Here is an 18,847-nt window from a genome sequence, read left to right as displayed (position 1 = left end):
GCCTGCTCAATGCCCACCCTTGGGCAAGGTGCCCTCGAGCTTGCAGATGATGCCGAGCATCACCTCGTCGGCGCCGGCGCCGATCGAGACCAGGCGACCATCGCGGTAGCTCCGGCTGATCGGGTTGTCCCAGGTGTAGCCCATGCCGCCCCAGTACTGCAGGCAGCTGTCCGCCACCTCGCGGCTCAGGCGGCCGGCCTTCAGCTTGGCCATCGAGGCCAACCGGGTCACGTCCTGCCCGGCCACGTACTGCGCCGCCGCGCGGTAGCTCAGCGCGCGCAGGGCCTCCACCTCGCAGCGCAGCTCGGCCAGGCGGAAATGCAGCACCTGGTTGTCCAGCAACGGTCGGCCGAAGGCCTGGCGCTCGTGGGTGTAGGCGATCGTCAGGTCGATCAGCCGGTCCAGGTTCGCCAGGGTCGAGGCCGCGCCCCACAGCCGCTCCTCCTGGAACTGCAGCATCTGGTAGCCGAAGCCCGCGCCCTCCTCGCCGATCCGATACTGCTGCGGCACGCGCACCTCGTCGAAGAAGAGCTGGGCGGTGTCGGAGGCGTTCATGCCGATCTTGCGGATCTTCTGCCGGGTGATGCCCGGCGCGTCCATCGGCACCACGATCAGGCTCTTGTTGCGATGCGCCGGCCCCTCGCCGGTGTTGGCCAGCAGGCAGCACCAGTCGGCCTGCATGCCATTGGTGATCCACATCTTGCTGCCGCTGATCAGGTAGTCGCCGCCCGCCTTGCGCGCGCGGGTCTGCAGCGCTGCCACATCGGAGCCGCCGCCCGGCTCCGACACGCCCAGGCAGCCGACCAGCTCGCCGGCGATCGACGGCGCCAGGAACTCGCGCCGCAGCGCATCCGAGCCGAAGCGCGCCAGCGCCGGCGTGCACATATCGGTATGCACGCCGATGGCCATCGGCACGCCGGCGCAGGCGCAGCGGCCCAGCGCCTCCGCCATCACCATCGAGTAGCCGAAATCCAGACCCTGGCCGCCATAGGCCTCGGGATATTTCAGGCCCAGCAGGCCCAGCGCGCCGAGCTTCCTGAACACCGCATGCGCCGGGAACTGCTCGGCCGCCTCCCAGGCCGGCACATCGGGATCGAGCTCCTGCTCGACGAAGCGCGCCACCAGCTCGTAGAGCGCGCGCTGTTCGCTGTTCCACTCCATCGCCATCATCATCGCCCCACCCCTTTTGCCTCAGAAGCGCGCCACGCCGAAGGCATTCGGCCGCAGCACGCGCGCCCGCGCCTCGGCCGCCAGGGCCAGGCACAGGCCCAGCACCGCGCGGCTGTCGCGCGGGTCGATCACGCCGTCGTCCCACAGCCGCGCGGTACCAAACAGCACATGCGACTCGCGCTCGATGCGCGCGCACAGCCGCTCGCTCGCGGCGGCCAGCGCGGCCTCGTCGACGGGCCGGCCCGCGCGCGCCAGCTTGCTCCGCTCCACCAGCTCCATCACCCGCGCCGCCTGGGCGCCGCCCATCACCGCGGCGCGCGCCGAGGGCCAGCTGAAGATGAAGCGCGGATCGAAGCCGCGCCCGCACATGCCGTAGTTGCCGGCGCCGAAGGAGCCGCCCACCAGCAGGGTGAACTTGGGCACGCGGGCGGTCGCCACCGCCTGGATCATCTGCGCCCCATGCTTGACCGCGCCCTGCGCCTCGGCCTCGCGCCCGACCATATAGCCGCTGGTGTTCTGCAGGAACAGCAGCGGCAGCCCGGCCTGGTCGCAGAGCTGGATGAACTGCGCCGCCTTGCGCGAACCCTGCGGCTGGATTGGCCCGTTGTTGGCCAGGATGCCCAGCGCATGGCCCTCGATGCGGGCATGGCCGCACAGGGTCTCGGCGCCGTAGAGCGGCTTGAACTCCAGCCAGTCGGATGCGTCGACCAGGCGCGCAATCAGCTCGCGCGCGTCATAGGGCTCGCGCTCCTCGGCCGGCACGATGCCCAGCAGCTCCTCGGCCGGGTACAAGGGCCTCGGCGCCTCTGGCGCCGAGGCGGCGCCGTCCCAGGGCAGCTTGTCCAACAGCTCGCGCACCAGCGCGATCGCCTCGGCATCGTCCTCCGCCAGGTAGTCGCCCAGGCCGGTCGTGCCGGCATGCAGGGCCGCGCCGCCCAATTCCTCCTCGCTGGCGTCCTCGCCGATCGCGGCCTTCACCAGCGGCGGGCCGGCCAGGAAGATCTGCGAGCGCTGCCGCACCAGCACCAGATAGTCCGACAGCGCCGGCAGGTAGGCGCCGCCGGCGGTCGACGAGCCATGCACCACCGCGATCTGCGGGATGCCGGCGGCCGAGAGCCGGGCCTGGTTCGCGAAGCTGCGCCCGCCCTCGACGAACATCTCGGCCTGGTACAGCAGATTGGCGCCGCCGCTCTCCACCAGATGGATCAGCGGCAGCCGGTTCTCCAGCGCGATCTGCTGCGCGCGCAGCGCCTTCTTCAGCCCCAGCGGCGGCACGGTGCCGCCCTTGATGCCGCTGTCGCTGGCCGAGACCAGCACCCGCTTGCCCGCCACCCGGCCGATGCCGACGATGGCGCCGCCGCCCAGCACCGTCTCGCGCCCGTCGTCGTCATGCAGACCCAGCCCCGCCAGGCTGGACAGCTCCAGAAAGCCGCTGCCCCGATCCAGCAGCCGCGCCACCCGCTCGCGCGGCAAGAGCTGACCCCGCGCCTCGAAGCGCTCGCGCCGGCGCTCCGACTCGGCCACCACCCGCGCCTCCAGCGCCCTCACCTCGGCCAGGCGCTCGGCCATGCGCTGCGCATTGGCGTGGAAGGCGGCCGAGCGCGGGTCTAGCCGCGAGACGATGGCGCTCACTTCAGCACCTCGGGCGGCGTGACCCAGAGGCGCTGCCCGGCCGGCAGGCCCGGCCTGAACACGCTGCGGTACGGCATCGCATCCCCCACCATCGCGGCTCCTCGCGAAGCGATGGCGTGAGCTTCCGTTAACGTCACCCTGCTTTCATATTGGTGAATACGCGCAGGCGCCGGGCAGCCGGGCGGCCTAGCATGGCCCCCGTCATCGACTCGAAGCGGGAACTCGGATGGACAGGCGGGCCAAGGCCGCGGCGCTGGAAATGCTGGCCGACACGAGCGCGGGCGCGCCGCAGGAGCGGCTGTGGGGCATCACCGAGCTCTGCGCCGAGTTCGCACTGTCGCCGCGCGCGATCCGCTTCTACGAGGACAAGGGCCTGCTGGCGCCGCGCCGCATCAACGGCGCGCGGGTCTACGGCCAGCGCGAGCGCGCGCGGCTGAAGATCATCCAGCGCGCCAAGGCGATCGGCTCCTCGCTGGACGAGATCAAGCATTTCCTCGACCTCTACGGCGCCCATGGCGAGGGTCGGGCCCGGCAACTGCAATGGACGCTGGAGCGCACCGGCGCCGCGATCGCCGAGCTGGAGGAGAAGCGCAGCCATATCGACGCCACCCTGGCCGAGCTGCGCCTGATCAACGAGAGCGTGCGCCAGCAGCTGGCCGCGCAGGAGACGACGAAACGATGAGCCTGCCCCTGTTCCCCTCGAGCTGGATGAGCGACGAGCACCGCATGCTGCAGGACGGCGTGGCGCGCTTCTTCAGCGAGCGCTGGGTGCCGCGCGCCGCCGCCTGGCGCGAGGCCGGCATGATGGGCCGCGACACCTGGCTGGAGGCCGGCGCCCAGGGCCTGCTGTGCGCCTCGATGCCCGAGCGCTACGGCGGCGCCGGCGGCGACTTCGGCCATGACGCGGTGATCCTGCTGGAGCAGGCCAAGGCCAACCTCAGCGGCTTCGGCGGCGGCCTGCATTCGGCCATCGTCGCGCCCTACATCCTGCACCATGGCAGCGAGGCCCAGAAGCAGCGCTGGCTGCCGCGCATGGCCCGCGGCGAGCTGGTCGGCGCGATCGCGATGACCGAGCCCGGCACCGGCTCCGACCTGCAGAGCGTCGCCACCCGCGCCCGGCGCGAGGGCGACCATTACCGGCTCTCCGGCCAGAAGGTCTTCATCACCAACGGCCAGAACGCCAACCTCGTCATCGTGGTCTGCCGCACCGGCGCCGAGGCCGGCGCCAAGGGCCTGTCGCTGCTGGTGGCCGAGGTCGAACACGAGGACGGCAGCCTGGTCGAGGGCTACCGCCGCGGCCGCAACCTCGACAAGATCGGCATGAAGGCACAGGACACCTCGGAGCTGTTCTTCGATGAGGTCCGGGTGCCCGTCGCCAACCTGCTGGGCGGCGCGGGCGGGCAGGAGGGCCTGGGCTTCGCCCAGCTGATGCAGGAACTGCCGCAGGAGCGTCTGATCATCGCGGTCAGCGCCGTCGGCGCGATGGAGCGCGCGCTGGCCGAGGCGCTGGCCTATACCAAGGAGCGCCGCGCCTTCGGCAAGCCGGTCTGGGAGTTCCAGAACACCCGCTTCAAGCTGGCCGAGGTGCAGAGCCAGCTGCTGGCCGCGCGCGCCCTGGTCGACGCCTGCATCGCCGCCCATCTGCAGGGTCAGCTGGACCCGGCCCGCGCCGCGCTGGCCAAGGCCTGGACCACCGACCTGGCCTGCCAGGTGATGGACGAATGCCTGCAGCTGTTCGGCGGCTACGGCTACATGATGGAGTACCCGATCGCCGAGCTCTATGCCGACGCGCGGGTGGCGCGCATCTACGGCGGCACCAACGAGATCATGAAAGAGCTGGCCTCGCGCTTCATGTGAGGGTCGGCCCAGGAGACAAGCCATGTTCGATGCCTATCTGTACGACCATGTCCGCACGCCGCGCGGCAAGGGCAAGAAGGACGGCGGCCTGCACCAGGCCAGCCCGGTCTGGCTGCTGCGCGGCCTGCTGCAGGCGCTGCAGCAGCGCCTGGGGCTCGACACCGCGCAGGTCGATGATGTGGTGCTGGGCTGCGTGACCCCGGTCGGCGAACAGGGCGCCGACATCGCCCGCACCGCGGTGCTGGATGCCGGCTGGGCGCAGAGCGTCGGCGGCGTCACCCAATCGCGCTTTTGCGCCTCGGGGCTGGAGTCGATCAACCTGGCCGCGGCCAAGGTGGCCAGCGGCTTCGAGCAACTGGTGGTGGCCGGCGGTGTCGAGTCGATGAGTCGTTGGCCCATGGGTAGCGACGGCGGCGCCTGGTTCATGGACCCGCGGGTCAACGCGGCGCTGGGCTTCATCCCGCAGGGCGTCAGCGCCGACCTGATCGCCACCTTGGAGGGCTTTGACCGTGCCGCGCTCGACGCCTATGCCAGCGAGTCGCACCGCCGCGCCGCGGCCGCACGCGAAGCCGGCCACTTCGAGCGCTCGATCGTGCCGGTGCAGGACATCGCCGGCCTGCCCCTGCTGGCGCAGGACGAGACCATCCGCCCCGGCACCACGCCCGAGACCTTGGCCAAGCTGGAGCCCTCCTTCGCCATGATGGGCGGCATGGGCTTCGATGCCACCGCGCTGCGCAAGTACACGACCGTGGAGCGCATCGCCCATGTGCACCATGCCGGTAACTCCTCGGGCATCGTCGACGGCGCCGCGCTGATGCTGGTCGGCTCCAAGGCCGGCGGCGCAGCGGCGGGCCTGCAGCCGCGCGCGCGCATCCGCGCCGCGGCGGTGATCGGCTCCGAGCCGACCATCATGCTGACCGGCCCGGCGCCAGCCTGCGAGAAAGCGCTGCGGCAGGCCGGCATGGAGGCGGCCGAGATCGACCTGTGGGAGATCAATGAGGCCTTCGCGGTGGTGCCGATGAAGACCGCGCGCGACCTCGGCGTGAGCCTGGACCGGGTCAATGTCAACGGCGGCGCGATCGCGCTGGGCCATCCGCTGGGCGCCACCGGCTGCATTCTGCTGGGCACCCTGCTCGACGAGCTGGAGCGCCGCGACCTGCGCACCGGCTGCGCGACCTTGTGCGTCGGCGGCGGCATGGGCATCGCCACCATCATCGAGCGAGTCTGATCATGAGCAACAGCAACGCATTGCACATCGAGAAGGGCGAAGACGGCGTCGTTGTCGCCACGATGGACCTGCCAGGCCACTCGATGAACATCCTCAACGAGGCGCTGGCAGCGCCGCTGCGCGGCCTGGCCGATCTGCTGGAGGACCAGGACGCCGGTGTCACCGGCCTGATCCTGCGCTCCGGCAAGAAGGATTTCCTGGCCGGCGCCGACATCGACCGCCTGCAGGCGCTGAGCACGGCGCAGCAGGCCTTCGAGGCCTCGATGGCGCTGAAGCGCTTCATCCGCCGCTTCGAGCGCTGCGGCAAGCCGGTCGTCGCGATCCTGAACGGCCAGTGCAAGGGCGGCGGGCTGGAGATCGCGATGGGCTGCCATCGCCGCATCGTGATCGACGACGGCCGCGCGCGCCTGGGCCTGCCCGAGGTCAAGCTGGGCCTGCTGCCCGGCGGCGGCGGCACGCAGCGCCTGCCGCGCCTGGTCGGCATGCAGCAGGCCCTGCAATGGATGGGCGAAGGCAGCGACATCCGCGCCGCCGAGGCCCTGTCCAGCGGCCTGGTGCATGAGCTCGCGCCCGATGCCGACGCGGCGCTGGCGGCGGCGCGCCACTGGATCGCCGCCAACCCGAAGCCGCTGCAGCCCTGGGATGCGCCGAAGTTCCGCTACCCCGGCGGCGATTCACGCGCGCCGGCCGTGGCCCAGCTGTTCTCGATTGCGCCCGCGGTGGCCGGCGCCAAGAGCCAGGGCAATTACCCGGCCCTGGTCCACATCATGTCCAGCGTGTTCGAGGGCGGGCTGACCGACATCGACCGGGCGCTGGAGATCGAGTCGCGCTTCTTCGCCGTCTGCGTGATCAGCCCGGCCTCGCGGCATCTGATCTCGACCCTCTGGTACCAGCTGAACGCGATCAAGAAGGGCGCCTCGCGGCCGGCCGGGCCGCCGCGCCGCCAGCTGCGGCGCATCGGCGTGCTCGGCGCCGGCATGATGGGCGCGGGCATCGCCCATGTCTCGGCCGAGGCCAGCATCGAGGTCGTGCTGCTGGACGTCTCGCCGGAGGCGGCCGAGCAGGGCAAGCGCCATTCGCAGACGCTGCTGGACCGCGCGGTCAAAAAAGGCCGGCTCACACCTGCGCAGCGCGAGGCCCGGCTGGCGCTGATCCGCACCGGCACCGACCATGCCGATCTGGCCGGCTGCGAGCTGGTGATCGAGGCGGTGTTCGAGGACCGCGCGCTGAAGGCCGAGGTGACCCGCCTGGCCGAGGCCCGGCTGGCCGACGATGCGGTGTTCGCCTCCAACACCTCGACCCTGCCGATCACCGGCCTGGCCCAGGCCAGCGCCCGACCGGCCAACTTCATCGGCCTGCATTTCTTCTCGCCGGTCGACAAGATGCCGCTGGTCGAGATCATCGTCGGCGCCGCGACCTCGTCCGAGACCCTGGCGCTGGGCTTCGACTATGTGCGGCAGATCGGCAAGACGCCGATCGTCGTCAACGATGCGCGCGGCTTCTATACCAGCCGGGTGTTCGCCACCTATCTGATGGAGGGCCTGGCGATGCTGCGCGAGGGCGTGCATCCGCGCTCGATCGAGGCCGCGGGCCTGGCCGCCGGCATGCCGATGCCGCCGCTGGCCCTGCAGGACGAGGTCTCGCTGAGCCTGGGCGTGCATGTCGCCGAGCAGACCCGCAAGGACCTGGCCGCCGAGGGCCGGCCCTATCGCGAGCATCCGGGCGAGGCCGTGCTGCGCGCCCTGAGCGAACTCGGCCGCGTCGGCAAAAAGGTCGGCCGCGGTTTCTACGACTGGGCCGATGGCGACAAGACCCTGTGGCCGGAGCTGGTGCGGCTCTACCCGCCGGCCGCCGCCCAGCCCAGCCAGCGCGAGCTGATCGACCGGCTGATGCTGGTGCAGGCCAACGAGGCCGCGCGCTGCCTGGAGGAAGGCGTGCTGCGCTCGGTGCCGGACGCGAACGTCGGCTCCATCCTCGGCTGGGGCTTTGCGCCCTTCGAGGGCGGCGCGCTGCAGTTCATCAATGCGCGCGGCCTGCCGGCCTTCGTCGCCCGGGCGGACGAGCTGGCCGCCGCGCATGGCGAGCGCTTCGCGCCGGCCGCGCTGCTGCGCCGCATGGCCGAACGCGGGGAGCGCTTCGAGCAGGGCTCGCCCTAAGGGTCAGGGCTTCTTCTTGCGCTCGCTGCGCAGCTTGGCCTCATAGGCCTCGATCTCGTCCTTGGACAGCACATCGTCCTGGTTGAGGTCGGCGGCCTCGAAGGCCGCCATGCGCGTGGCCACCACCTCCTTGAAGGACAGGCGGCCGTCGCCGTCGCTGTCGGAGCGGCGCAGCGAGCCCAGCATGCCCTGGGCCTTCCTGGGCAGCGACTTCAGCTCGGCGCGCGTGATGTAGCCATCGCCGTCCAGGTCCAGCGCATGCCAGGAGCGCAGCAGGTCGCGGTGGTATTCCTCCAGCGTCACCGAGCCGTCCGGCCCGGCCTGGACCCCGGCGCCGCCCAGGGCCAGCAGGCCCAGCAGCGCGATCTTGCGTGTCATCGTCGTCGTCTTCATCATCGACCTCCCCGCTCGCCGCCGCTCATCGTTACCACCACCAGCGCTGGTTCTCGCCGCCATGGCAGTCCCACAGCTGCAGCGGCTGGCCGGCGCGGATGCGGCCGTCGCGCACATCCAGGCATTTGCCGTTCATGCGGCTGCGGATCTGGTTGCCGCGCATCTGCCAGCGCTGGTTGTCGTCGCCGTTGCAGCGGAAGGCGATCACCTGGGCGCCGTTGTCGCGGTTGCCGCCGGCCACGTCCAGGCACAGGCCGCCGACGCGCAGCTCGCCGCCGCGGCCCCAGTCGAAGCGCTGGTTGTCGCCGTTGTTGCAGTTGTAGAGGATGGCCGGCGCACCCTCGCGCACCCGGCCGCTGATGTCCATGCACATATTGCCGGCGCCGCGGATCTGGCGCGCATAGCCGCTGCCGCCGTTGTTGTTGTTGCCGCCGTCGTTGTAGTCGGGCCGGTCGCGGTCCTTGTCCTTGTCGCGGTTGTGCGAGGCCAGCAGCGCCAGGCCGGCGATCGCCGCCACCGCCGCCACCGCGATGCCGGCGTTCGAGGAGTTGCCGCTGCGCTCCTCGTCCTTGAAGTCGCCGCTAAGGCGGAAGCGCCCGGCGCAGCCGCCATTGACCCACAGCTCCTTGTTGCTGAGGTCATAGCCCCAGGTGCGGTTGAAGCGGCAGGAGCCGGACAGCTGGCGGTCCAGCTCCACCTCGCGCGTGCCGTCGGGCAGGCGCTGCGAGACATAGTCGCCGCTGGAGCGCAGCTCGACCTTCTGATCCTCGGCCAGCGCAGGCGTGGCGACCAGGGCCAGGCTCAGGGTGCCGGCCATCAGCTGGCGGCCGCGGCTGCGTGCCCCGGGATTCGGCGGTTGTCGCGTCATTTTCTTCCTCCTAGATCGGCGGCGCTGATGGGCCGCCCTGTTTCCTCGGACCCTAGCATGGAGCGCCGTCCGGCATGCCCACTCCAACGCCGCAGTTCCCGCCGGGCCGACAGGATCTCGCAAGCCCGGCGAAAAATTTGCAAGCGGCGGTATCCGGCGCCGGCGGCCCGGCCATTTTGCGCGCCTGACGCACAAATGAATGCCACCGATTTAAGTCGAGCCGTGCGGCGGTCGCCAGGACTGGATGTACCGCCCATCCGTCATGGCCAATTCGCAATCCCGCTCCGGCGGCGGCCTCAACCGCGCCGCCCTCAAACCCGGCTCCTCGCGCCCCCAGGCGCCTCGGGAGGCACCGGCGGCGCCGGTGCGCGCGGCGGCGGCCCTGCCCGGCCGGGTGGCGCCGCCCGCGCCCTCGATGCTGGGCGAGACGCTGCAGATCATCGGCGGCGTCGCGATCACCCTGGCCGGCATCGCGCTGCTGCTGGGCGTGCTGCACCTGATCCGCGACAGCGTCGCGGTCGGCAAGCACCTGGCCGACGCCAAGGGCCAGCGCAGCAGCCTGATCTGCCAGGACGGCCGCATGGCGCGCGGCGACGGCTCGCTGCGCGACATCATCCTGGAAGACGCCTATTTCGTCTGCACCGACTGGCGCACCTTGCAGAGCATCGAGCTGGAAGAGTCCAAAGGGCGTTAAGCCCCTGTCCGCCCGCTACAGCCCCTCGCGGCGCAGCCGCAGCAACAGGCCCATGCCCAGCACCAGCACCGCGGCGGTCAGCCACAGCGCGGCGCGGTAGCTGCCGCTGGCCTGGGCCATCGCGCCGGCCAGCGCCGGTGCGCTGATCTGTGCGACGCCGTAGCTGAGCGTCAGCCGCGCCATCGCCTTGCCGGGATTGGCCGGCGAGCGCCGTCCGACCAGGGCCAGGGTCAGGCTGACGATGCCGATGAAGGTGGCGCCGTACAGCAGGGCTCCGGCCAGCGCCGCGACCAGGCTGCCCGACAGCGCCGCCAGCAGCACCGAGGCGCATTGCAGCGCCAGCGCCAAAAGCAGCGCGTTCAGCTCGCCGAGCGCGCGCGCCACATGGTCCCAGAGGAACACCGCCGGCGTCGCCGCCAGCCCGACCAGCAGCCAGGCCCAGGGGCCTTGCCCGGCCAAGAGCGGCTGGCGCTCGACGATCGCGACCGTGAAGGTGGCGCTGATCACGAAGCCCCAGCCGGCGCAGAAATACATCGCCGCCATCAGCAGCATCCAGCGCCGTGGCGGCGGCGCGTCCGGGCGCGCGGCCGCCGCCGCGGGCGGCACCGGCGGGCGCCAGGCCCAGGCCAGCGCCAGGAACAGCAGGCCCAGCAGCGCGAAGCCCAGCCATTGCCCGGCCCAGTCGAAGGCCAGCCGCGTCATCGCCATCGCGCCCAGCGCCGAGACCACGATGCCCAGCCCCAGGCCCATGAAATGCAGGCCCAGCTCGGGCCGGCGCCCGGCGCGCATCAGCCAGCCCAGCACCAGGCCCGAGCCCAGCAGCATGCCGGCCGCGCCGGTCAGCCCGCCCAGATAGCGCGACAGGGCCCAGACCCAGAGGTTGTCGCTGGCCGCCATCAGCGCGGTGCTGGCCAGCGCCAGCAGCAGGCCCCAACCGTAGAGCCGGTGCCGCCATTGCGCATCCTCCAGCCAGGCCGCCAGCAGCGCGCCGCTCATATAGCCGGCATAGTTGATCGCGGCCAGCCAGCCGGCCGCCAGGTCCGACAGCCCGGCCTGGGCCTGCATCTGCGGCAGCAGCGGCGTGTAGGCGAAGCGCGCCAGGCCGATGGTCAGCACCAGGCCGGCGATGCCGCCGCCGATGACCTGCCAGGCGCGCAGCGAGGAGGCGGATGAGGAAGCATGGGAGTCGTCGTGCATGGACCCGCAGCGTACCCGCAGACTTGAAATCGCGCCGGCCGGGGCCATCTGGGCTGCATACCCCAACGAGGAAGCGCGCCATGGCCCTGCTGATCGTCTGCGGCCTCGCCCTGGCGCTGATCGCCTGGCTGGCCGGCCAACCGCTGTGGCGCGCCCGACGCCGCGCGCGCCTGCAGCGCCAACCCTTCCCGCAGGCCTGGCGCCGCATCCTGCGCCGGCGCGTGCCGCTGGTCGCAAGCCTGCCGCCGGACCTGCAGCTGCGCCTGAAGCGCCTGATGCTGGTGTTCCTGGCCGAGAAGCCCATCATCGGCTGCGCCGGCCTGACCGTGACCGACGAGATGCGCGTGACGATCGCGGCCCAGGCCTGCCTGCCGCTGCTGGGCGCCTCGCGCGGTTACTACCCCAAGCTGAGCCAGGTGCTGCTCTACCCGCGCGCCTTTGTCGTCGACCGCGTCGCCCAGGGCGCCGCCGGCGTGCAGATGGAGCAGCGCCGCCTGCTGTCCGGCGAGTCCTGGACCCAGGGCCAGGTGATCCTGTCCTGGCAGGACGTGCTGGAGGGCGCGGCCGATCCGGCCGACGGCCGCAACGTCGTGATCCACGAGTTCGCGCACCAGCTGGACCAGGCCAAGGGCCATGCCAACGGTGCGCCGGTGCTGCGCGACCGCGCCGCCCATGCGCGCTGGTCGCGCGTGATGAGCGCCGAGTTCGAGGCGCTGCAGCAGCGCCTGGCGCGCGGTGAGGAGGGTGTGCTGGACGCCTATGGCGCCACCGACCCGGCCGAGTTCTTCGCGGTGGCCAGCGAGGTCTTCTTCGAGCAGCCGCTGCGCCTGGCGCAGGAGCATCCGGCGCTGTACCAGGAGTTGGCGCGCTACTACCGGCTCAATCCCTTCAGCTGGTAGGCCCGTCGGGCCAGACCGCGCCGTGATGGGCGCAGATGCGCTCGATCAGTTCCTGCGCATAGGGCGGCAGGCGCTGGCCGGCACGCGTCAGCAGGTAGCGCTCGCGCAGCGCCCAGGGATCCGATAGCGCCACCAGCGCGATGCCCATGCCGGCAGCCTGATGGCGCCGCGCCGCCGATTCCGGTGCGATGCCCAGGCCCACGCCGGCCTCCACCATGCGGCACATCGCGTCGAAGCTGCCGACCTGCACGCGCAGCTTGGGCGCGGGCAGGCCCATGTCCTCGACCACGCGGGCCAGGAAGCGCTCGATCGTGCTGCCCTCGTGCATGCCGACCAGGGCGTCGCCCAGCACCTCTGCCAGCGCGACCTGGGCGCGGCGCGCCAGGCGATGACGGCGGGCGGTAACCAGCACCAGCCGGTCGGTCGCGAAATGGAAGGCCGCCAGGCCCTGGCTGTCGAGCTGGCCGGCGGCGATGCCGAGGTCGGCCCGGCCCTCGCGCACGCCGCGCGCGATCTCGTGGTTGGCATGCTCGCGCAGGCCCACCGTGATGCGCGGATGCGCGGCCAGGAAGCCGGCCAGGATCTCGGGCAGGAATTCGGTCACCGCGGTGGTGTTGGCGAACACCCGCACATGGCCCTGCAGCCCGCCGCCGTACTCCTGCAGCTCGCTACGCAGCGCCTCGGCCTGCTGCAGCATCAACCGCGCGTGATGGGCGAAGGCCTCGCCGGCCGGCGTCAGCTTGACGCCGCGCGCCTGGCGCTCCAGCAGCGGCAGGCCGGCCTGGGCCTCGATCGCGCGCACCCGCGTGCTGGCCGCGGTCAGCGACAGATGCACCCGCTCGGCCGCGCGGGTCAGGTTGGCCAGCTCGGCCACGGCGGTGAAGAGGCGCAGATCGCCCAGGCTCAGATGCATGGCGTCGGTACCGGCCAGCCTTCCGGATCCCGGAAGGCTCGCTCCCAAAAAAGGCCATTGTTGCAGGCCCGGGGCGCGGCCAAGATCGGCGCCACATCAACGGAGACATCGCCCATGCAACGCCGCTACGCACTCGCCCTGGCCGCCGGCCTCGCCACCCTCGGCTTCAGCGCTCACGCTTCCGACTACCCCGCCAAGCCGATCACGCTGATCGTGCCGCAGAACGCCGGCGGCACCAACGACATCGTCGCGCGCATCGTCGGCCAACGTCTGGGCGAGGTGCTGGGCGGCACCGTGGTGATCGAGAACCGGGTCGGTGCCGGCGGCAATATCGGCACTCAGGCCGCGGCCAAGGCCGCCAAGGACGGCCATACGCTGCTGATGACGATCAGCAGCAGCCAGGCGATCAACCCGGCCGTCTACAAGGCGCCGGGCTTCGACCCGGTGAAGGACTTCGCGCCGATCGCGCTGGTCGGCGCGGTGCCGAACGTGCTGGTGGTGAATCCGGCCTTCCCGGCCAAGAGCCTGGACGAATTCCTGAAGGTGGTGAAGGCGGCCAAGCCGGACACTTATCAGTACGCCTCGGCCGGCAACGGCACCCTGAACCATCTGCTGGGCGAGATGCTGAACAGCACCGCGGGCCTGTCGATCCAGCACATTCCCTACAAGGGCGTCGCGCCGGCACTGACCGACGTGATCGGCGGCCAGGTGCCGATGGCCTTCGCCAGCCTGCCCTCGGTGCTGGGCTATCTGAAGAGCGGCCGCCTGCTGGCGCTGGGCGTCAGCTCGCCGCAGCGCTCGCCCGCCCTGCCCGAGGTGCCGGCGATCGGCGAGAAGGTGCCGGGCTATGCCGGCACCCTGTGGGTGGGCCTGTTCGCGCCGCGCGGCGTCAGCGCGGAGATCGAGCGCAAGCTGCAGGACGCGATGGGCAAGGTGCTGGCCAATGGCGAGACGCGCACCGCGCTGACCGCGCAGGGCGTGGAGCTGGCCGGCAGCACGACACCGCAGCAGTTCGCCGCGCTGCTGCAGGAGGACATCAACCGCTGGGCCAAGATCGTCAAGGCCTCCGGCGCGAAGATCGACTGAAGAAGAACACGAGGCCGCGATGAGCAACACCCGACCCCGCCCGCTCGACGGCATCACCGTCGTCTCGCTCGAACACGCGATCGCCGCGCCCTTCTGCACCCGCCAGCTGGCCGACCAGGGCGCTCGCGTCATCAAGGTGGAGCGCGCCGGCGAGGGCGATTTCGCCCGCCATTACGACACCCGCGTGGCCGGCCAATGCTCGCATTTCGTCTGGGTCAACCGCTCCAAGGAAAGCCTGGCGCTGGACCTGAAGAGCCCCGCAGCGGCCGAGGTGATGCAGCGCCTGCTGGCCCGGGCCGATGTGTTCGTGCAGAACCTCGCGCCCGGCGCCGCCGCGCGCCTGGGGCTGGATGCCGCGACCCTGCGCGCCCGCTACCCGCGCCTGATCGTCTGCGACATCTCGGGCTATGGCAATGACGGCCCCTACCGCGATCGCAAGGCCTACGACCTGCTGATCCAGGCCGAGGCCGGCTTCCTCTCGGTGACCGGCACGCCGGACGAGCCGGTCAAGGCCGGCGCCTCGATCGCCGACATCGCCGCCGCGATGTATGCCTACACCGGCATCCTGAACGCGCTGCTGCTGCGCGGCCGCAGCGGCGAGGGCTCGCACATCGATGTCTCGATGCTGGAGGCCCTGGGCGAATGGATGGGCTACCCGCTCTACTACGCCTACGACGGCGCCGCGCCGCCGCCGCGCGCAGGCGCCGCCCACGCGACCATCTATCCCTACGGCCCCTTCCAGGCCGGCGACGGCCGCACCGTGATGCTGGGCCTGCAGAACGAACGAGAGTGGGTGGCCTTCTGCGCGGTGGTGCTGGAGCAAGCGGAGCTGGCCACCGACGCGCGCTTCGCCAGCAATGCGCTGCGCAACGAGCACCGCGAGGCCTTGCGCGCGCTGATCCTGGAGCGCTTCGCCACCCTGACCAGCGCGCAGCTGCGCGAGCGCCTGGACCGCGCGCAGATCGCCAATGCCGATGTCAACGCGATGGCCGATGTCTGGCAGCATCCGCAGCTGGCCGCGCGCGGGCGCTGGACCGAGGTCGGTTCGCCGGCCGGCCCCATCGCCGCGCTGAAGCCGCCAGGCCGCAACGCCGCCTACGAGCCGCGCATGGACCCAATCCCCGCGGTGGGCCAGCACAACGACGCGATCCTGCGCGAACTGGGGTTGGGTTCGTGAACCGGCCGCTGGCGCAGGCGCGCAGCCTGCTGTTCGTGCCCGGCAATCGGCCGGAGCGCTTCGCCAAGGCGCTGGTCAGCGGCGCCGATGCGGTGATCCTGGACCTGGAAGACGCGGTACCGTCGGCCGACAAGGACGCGGCGCGCGCCGCGATCGCCGCGCAATGGCCGGCGCTGCGCGAACAAGGCGTGCCGCTGCTGCTGCGTCTCAACGCGCCGGGCTCGGCCGACTGGCGGCAAGACCTGACCCTGCTGGACCGGCTGCCGGGGCTGGCGGGGCTGATGTGCCCCAAGGTGGAGTCGCCCGTGGCCCTGGCCGCGCTGGCGCCGCATGGCGTGCCGCTGCTGCCGCTGATCGAGTCGGCGCGCGGCTGGGCCGCGCTGGCCGAGATCGCCGCGGTGCCCGGCGTGCTGCGCCTGGTGCTGGGCCATATCGACTTCATGGCCGACACCGGCATCGCTTGCGATGAAGATGAAAGCGAACTGGCGCCGCTGCGCTTCGCGCTGGCGATGCACACCCGCATCGCCGGCCTGGCGCCGGCGGTGGACGGCGTCACCGTACAGACCGGCGATGCGGACCGGCTGCATGCGGATGTGCGGCGCGCGCGCCGCTACGGCTTCGGCGCCAAGCTATGCATCCACCCCAGGCAGGTCGAGGGCGTGCATGAGGGCTTGCGGCCCAGCGAGCAGGAGCTGGATTGGGCCAGGCGCGTCGTCGCGGCCGATGCGGCGGCGAACGGTGCCGCGGTGAAGCTGGACGGCCGCATGGTGGATCTGCCGGTGGTGCTGCAGGCCAAGCGCCTGCTGGAGACCTAGAAGCCCAGCGAGGCCAGCAGGTCGTCGACGTCGTCCTGCTTCAGGGCCTTGTCGGGCGTCTGCACGCCCTGCAGCTGCTCGGGCGCGGCCGGCGGCGGCGCGACGGGCGTCTCGCCGACCAGTTCATTGAGCGGGCCCTCCGCCTGCTCCAGCATGCGGATCACCTTGTTGATCACCTGGCCGGACAGGTCCTGGAAGTCCTGCGCCATCATGATCTCGCTGTGCAGGCCCTTCTCGCGCGCGGCGAAGCTGGCGGCGGTGGCCGCGTAGGCGGCGCACAGCTTCATCATCGAGCGCGCGCGCTCCAGGCTCAGCTCCGGCGAGGTGGCCATGCGGGCCAGCGATTCGGACAGGTCGGTGCCCTGGCGGCGCACCTGCTCGGCATCGTCCTGCGCGCCTTCGACCAGGCCCAGCACCTTGTTGGCGGCCTGGGCCGTCATCTGCTTGACATAGGCCAGCCGTTCGCAGGCGTCCGGCAGCTCATGCGCGAACTGCTGCAGGGCGGGCGGATGGGTGACGGCGGCGGTGGAGGACATGGCGGCATCCTAAGCGGCCACCGCGGCCTTGCACGGCCCCCGCCCCGCGCCGGCAGCGTGCTTTTTCACGCCCGGCGCGGCTTTGTTGGGGGGGAGAGATCAGCTCCAGAGATCCAGCGGCGGCTCGTGCGTCAGCGCGCGTAGCAAATCGTTACGCGACAGGAAGCCCTGCAGCTGGCCCTGCTCGTCCAGCACCGGCAGGCCCGGCAGATGCAGCTCCAGCAGCAGCTGGGCGGCTTCGCGCACGCCGGTGTCGGGCTGGGCGCTGGGCACCGGGCTCCACATCGCCGCGGCCACCGGCGCGGCCAGACGTTCGGCCCAGGCCGGCGCCTCGGCCAGATCCAGCGGCAGCAGCTGCTCGCGCAGCAGATCGGCCCGGCTGATCAGGCCCACCAGGGCGCCGGCCTCGTTCAAGACCGGCGCCTGGCCGACGCCGGCGCGCGCCAGGGTGGCCCAGGCCTCGCGCACCGTGGCCGACAGCGGCACCGTCACCAGCCGCCGGCTCATCAGCTGCTGCACCAGGGTCAGCGGCTGGCGTGCCGCCTCGCCGGCGGTCTGCGCATAGGCCTGGGCGCCGGCCGCGCCGCCGCCCAGGCCGGCCCAGCCGCTGGGCTGGGCCTCGCGCTGCGCGGCCACCACCTCGGCCAGGCCGGGCTGCTCCTGGCGCTGCACGCCGGCCAGCGCGCGCAGCCGCGCCACGGCCTGCACCGCGCCCAGCTCGCGCACCCGCTCCAGCGGCCCGCTGTAGAGCCGCCCCTGCAATCCATAAACGGCAAACATGATGGGGTGGAGCATGGCACAGGCGCGGCTTTGGGCACAATGCGGACATGCTGCGCCTTCGCCCCACGCTGTTCCTGACCCCGTTCCTGCTGCTGTCGACGGCCCTGCCGCTGACGGGCTGCGCCGTCGTCAGCGTGGCCGGAGCTGCGGCCGGCGCCGCGATCTCGGTGACCGGCGCGGTGGTCAGCACTGGCGTCAAGGTGACCGGCAAGGTCATCGAGAAAACCATCGACGTGGTGGTACCGGCCCCCGAGCCCGCGCCCTCCCCGGTTCCAAGCCCGGTGCCGGTACCGGTGCCGACCGTGTAGCGGCGACCCGCAGGAGCGGCGACAACGATGCCTTGGTTCGGTACCGCTCCCATCCAACATTCCATCAACCTGGCCCTGCAGGGCGGCGGCGCGCATGGCGCCTTCACCTGGGGCGTGCTGGACGCGCTGCTGGAGGACGGGCGGCTGCGCTTCGACGGCGTCAGCGGCACCAGCGCCGGCGCGATGAATGCGGTGCTGCTGGCCCAGGGCCTGATGGAGGGCGGCCGCGCCGGTGCGCGCGCGGCGCTGGCGCGCTTCTGGACCACGGTGGCGGCCAGCATGCCCGAGCATTTCACCCAGGAGCTGCCCGAGGGCCAGGGCGTGGGCCTGGCGCCGATGCTCAAGCTGATGCTGCATTGGACCCATTACCTGGCGCCCGAGCAGCTGAACCCGCTGGACCTGAATCCGCTGCGCGACATCCTGGAGGCGCAGGTCGATTTCGCGCGCCTGCGCCGCGAGAGCCCGCTGCGCCTGTTCATCGCCGCGACCCGGGCCAACAGCGGCCAGCTGCGCCTGTTCCGCCGCGAGGAGCTGAGCTGCGAGGCGCTGCTGGCCTCGGCCTGCCTGCCCAGCGTGCATCGCGCCATCGAGATCGACGGCGAGCCCTATTGGGATGGCGCCTATGCGGCCAACCCGGCGGTGTTCCCGCTGTTCTTCGACTGCGAGGCGCGCGACATCCTGCTGGTGCTGCTGACCCCGCTGCAGCATCCGGCGACGCCGGTGGGCGCCGCCGCGATCCAGCAGCGCGCGCTGGAGATCGCCTTCTCCGCCACCTTCCTGCGCGAGATGCGCCTGTTCGCCCATCTGCGCGAGCAGCTGCCGAGGCGCTGGCCGGGCTGGAGCCTGGGCCCGCTGGAGCGGCGCGCGCTGCGCACCCATTTCCATCTGATCGAGGCCGCCGACGTGCTGGGCGAGCTGCGCGCCGACAGCAAGCTGGCCGCCAACCTGAAGTTCTTCGACATGCTGAAGGCGCTGGGCCGCGAGCGCGCCCAGGCCTGGCTGGCCCGGCACCGCGGCGCGCTCGGCCAGCGCTCGAGCTTCGACCTCGCCGGGCTGTTTGGCTGACGCCCTCATTGCTGGGGATGTGCAGCGGGGGGCGGCTCTGGCAGCCTCGCGCCTGCCGCAAAACAACCAGGAG

The 18,847-nt window shown here is 71.8% G+C and carries 19 protein-coding genes; 11 read left to right on the top strand and 8 right to left on the bottom strand.

The window, feature by feature from the left end; genetic code table 11:
• Positions 1-6: 6 nt before the first annotated feature.
• Entirely contained in the window at positions 7-1,161 is a 1,155-nt protein-coding gene (locus G8A07_RS05695) for an acyl-CoA dehydrogenase family protein (protein WP_195797609.1), read from the bottom strand.
• A 30-nt stretch (positions 1,162-1,191) separates the two neighbouring features.
• Entirely contained in the window at positions 1,192-2,802 is a 1,611-nt protein-coding gene (locus tag G8A07_RS05690; RefSeq protein WP_249937236.1) for an acyl-CoA carboxylase subunit beta, read from the bottom strand.
• Positions 2,803-3,028: 226 nt separating this feature from the next.
• Between G8A07_RS05690 and G8A07_RS05685 the strand changes: the two genes are divergently transcribed.
• From G8A07_RS05685 to G8A07_RS05670, 4 genes are read left to right on the top strand one after another with little or no spacing between them, the layout of a single operon-like run.
• The gene (locus G8A07_RS05685; protein ID WP_195796115.1) at positions 3,029-3,484 is read left to right on the top strand and encodes a MerR family DNA-binding transcriptional regulator; all 456 of its coding nucleotides are present in this window, start codon (positions 3,029-3,031) and stop codon (positions 3,482-3,484) included.
• Complete coding sequence (locus G8A07_RS05680) at positions 3,481-4,659, top strand: acyl-CoA dehydrogenase family protein (protein WP_195796114.1); 1,179 nt, start codon at positions 3,481-3,483, stop codon at positions 4,657-4,659. Before G8A07_RS05685 ends, G8A07_RS05680 begins: the two co-directional genes overlap by 4 nt.
• Positions 4,660-4,681: 22 nt before the next feature.
• Positions 4,682-5,887 (top strand): acetyl-CoA C-acetyltransferase, encoded by a 1,206-nt coding sequence (locus G8A07_RS05675; protein ID WP_195796113.1) that lies wholly within the window; start codon positions 4,682-4,684, stop codon positions 5,885-5,887.
• 2 nt (positions 5,888-5,889) lie between these two features.
• Positions 5,890-8,043: a 3-hydroxyacyl-CoA dehydrogenase NAD-binding domain-containing protein gene (locus G8A07_RS05670; RefSeq protein WP_195796112.1), complete on the top strand. Its 2,154-nt coding sequence runs from the start codon at positions 5,890-5,892 to the stop codon at positions 8,041-8,043.
• 3 nt (positions 8,044-8,046) lie between these two features.
• Here the strand turns inward: G8A07_RS05670 and G8A07_RS05665 are convergent, their stop codons facing one another.
• Together G8A07_RS05665 and G8A07_RS05660 are read right to left on the bottom strand one after the other, a co-directional pair.
• Entirely contained in the window at positions 8,047-8,421 is a 375-nt protein-coding gene (locus tag G8A07_RS05665; RefSeq protein WP_195796111.1) for an EF-hand domain-containing protein, read from the bottom strand.
• A 46-nt stretch (positions 8,422-8,467) separates the two neighbouring features.
• Positions 8,468-9,304 (bottom strand): lectin, encoded by an 837-nt coding sequence (locus tag G8A07_RS05660; protein WP_249937235.1) that lies wholly within the window; start codon positions 9,302-9,304, stop codon positions 8,468-8,470.
• Between the two features lie 262 nt (positions 9,305-9,566).
• Here G8A07_RS05660 and G8A07_RS05655 point away from each other — a divergent pair, with 262 nt between their 5' ends.
• Positions 9,567-9,998: a hypothetical protein gene (locus tag G8A07_RS05655; protein WP_195796110.1), complete on the top strand. Its 432-nt coding sequence runs from the start codon at positions 9,567-9,569 to the stop codon at positions 9,996-9,998.
• Between the two features lie 15 nt (positions 9,999-10,013).
• On the opposite strand, the gene G8A07_RS05650 is transcribed toward G8A07_RS05655, so the two are convergent.
• On the bottom strand, positions 10,014-11,195 hold the full coding sequence (locus G8A07_RS05650; protein ID WP_195796109.1) for a YbfB/YjiJ family MFS transporter: 1,182 nt from the start codon (positions 11,193-11,195) through the stop codon (positions 10,014-10,016).
• Between the two features lie 80 nt (positions 11,196-11,275).
• Between G8A07_RS05650 and G8A07_RS05645 the strand changes: the two genes are divergently transcribed.
• Positions 11,276-12,094 (top strand): zinc-dependent peptidase, encoded by an 819-nt coding sequence (locus tag G8A07_RS05645; protein WP_195796108.1) that lies wholly within the window; start codon positions 11,276-11,278, stop codon positions 12,092-12,094.
• Here the strand turns inward: G8A07_RS05645 and G8A07_RS05640 are convergent.
• Positions 12,084-13,007 (bottom strand): LysR substrate-binding domain-containing protein, encoded by a 924-nt coding sequence (locus tag G8A07_RS05640; RefSeq protein ID WP_195796107.1) that lies wholly within the window; start codon positions 13,005-13,007, stop codon positions 12,084-12,086. The two genes, G8A07_RS05645 and G8A07_RS05640, sit on opposite strands and share 11 nt — an antisense overlap.
• A 114-nt stretch (positions 13,008-13,121) precedes the next feature.
• Here G8A07_RS05640 and G8A07_RS05635 point away from each other — a divergent pair, with 114 nt between their 5' ends.
• Genes G8A07_RS05635 through G8A07_RS05625 form a run of 3 tightly spaced genes read left to right on the top strand, consistent with a single transcriptional unit; the run spans position 13,122 to position 16,085 of the window.
• Entirely contained in the window at positions 13,122-14,093 is a 972-nt protein-coding gene (locus tag G8A07_RS05635; RefSeq protein WP_195796106.1) for a tripartite tricarboxylate transporter substrate binding protein, read from the top strand.
• Between the two features lie 19 nt (positions 14,094-14,112).
• Positions 14,113-15,270: a CaiB/BaiF CoA-transferase family protein gene (locus tag G8A07_RS05630; protein ID WP_195796105.1), complete on the top strand. Its 1,158-nt coding sequence runs from the start codon at positions 14,113-14,115 to the stop codon at positions 15,268-15,270.
• Positions 15,267-16,085 carry a CoA ester lyase gene (locus G8A07_RS05625; protein ID WP_195796104.1) on the top strand — a complete coding sequence of 273 codons (819 nt, stop codon included), beginning with the start codon at positions 15,267-15,269 and terminating at the stop codon, positions 16,083-16,085. The genes G8A07_RS05630 and G8A07_RS05625 overlap by 4 nt, the downstream gene beginning before the upstream one ends.
• On the opposite strand, the gene G8A07_RS05620 is transcribed toward G8A07_RS05625, so the two are convergent.
• Together G8A07_RS05620 and G8A07_RS05615 are read right to left on the bottom strand one after the other, a co-directional pair.
• On the bottom strand, positions 16,082-16,621 hold the full coding sequence (locus G8A07_RS05620) for a protein phosphatase CheZ (RefSeq protein ID WP_195796103.1): 540 nt from the start codon (positions 16,619-16,621) through the stop codon (positions 16,082-16,084). The genes G8A07_RS05625 and G8A07_RS05620 overlap by 4 nt on opposite strands.
• 99 nt (positions 16,622-16,720) lie before the next feature.
• The gene (locus tag G8A07_RS05615) at positions 16,721-17,401 is read right to left on the bottom strand and encodes an HPP family protein (RefSeq protein WP_195796102.1); all 681 of its coding nucleotides are present in this window, start codon (positions 17,399-17,401) and stop codon (positions 16,721-16,723) included.
• 47 nt (positions 17,402-17,448) lie between these two features.
• On the opposite strand from G8A07_RS05615, the gene G8A07_RS05610 reads away from it, so the two are divergent.
• Both G8A07_RS05610 and G8A07_RS05605 read left to right on the top strand, forming a co-directional pair.
• Positions 17,449-17,709, top strand: coding sequence for a hypothetical protein (locus tag G8A07_RS05610; RefSeq protein ID WP_195796101.1), 261 nt, complete (start codon positions 17,449-17,451; stop codon positions 17,707-17,709).
• A gap of 27 nt (positions 17,710-17,736) precedes the next feature.
• Positions 17,737-18,774: a patatin-like phospholipase family protein gene (locus G8A07_RS05605; RefSeq protein ID WP_195796100.1), complete on the top strand. Its 1,038-nt coding sequence runs from the start codon at positions 17,737-17,739 to the stop codon at positions 18,772-18,774.
• The last annotated feature ends 73 nt before the right edge of the window (positions 18,775-18,847 follow it).

The sequence above is a fragment of the Roseateles sp. DAIF2 genome (assembly GCF_015624425.1).
Taxonomy (GTDB): domain Bacteria; phylum Pseudomonadota; class Gammaproteobacteria; order Burkholderiales; family Burkholderiaceae_C; genus Kinneretia.
Note: the sequence above shows the minus strand (reverse complement) of the source record. Positions and strands in the feature narration are given on the sequence as shown.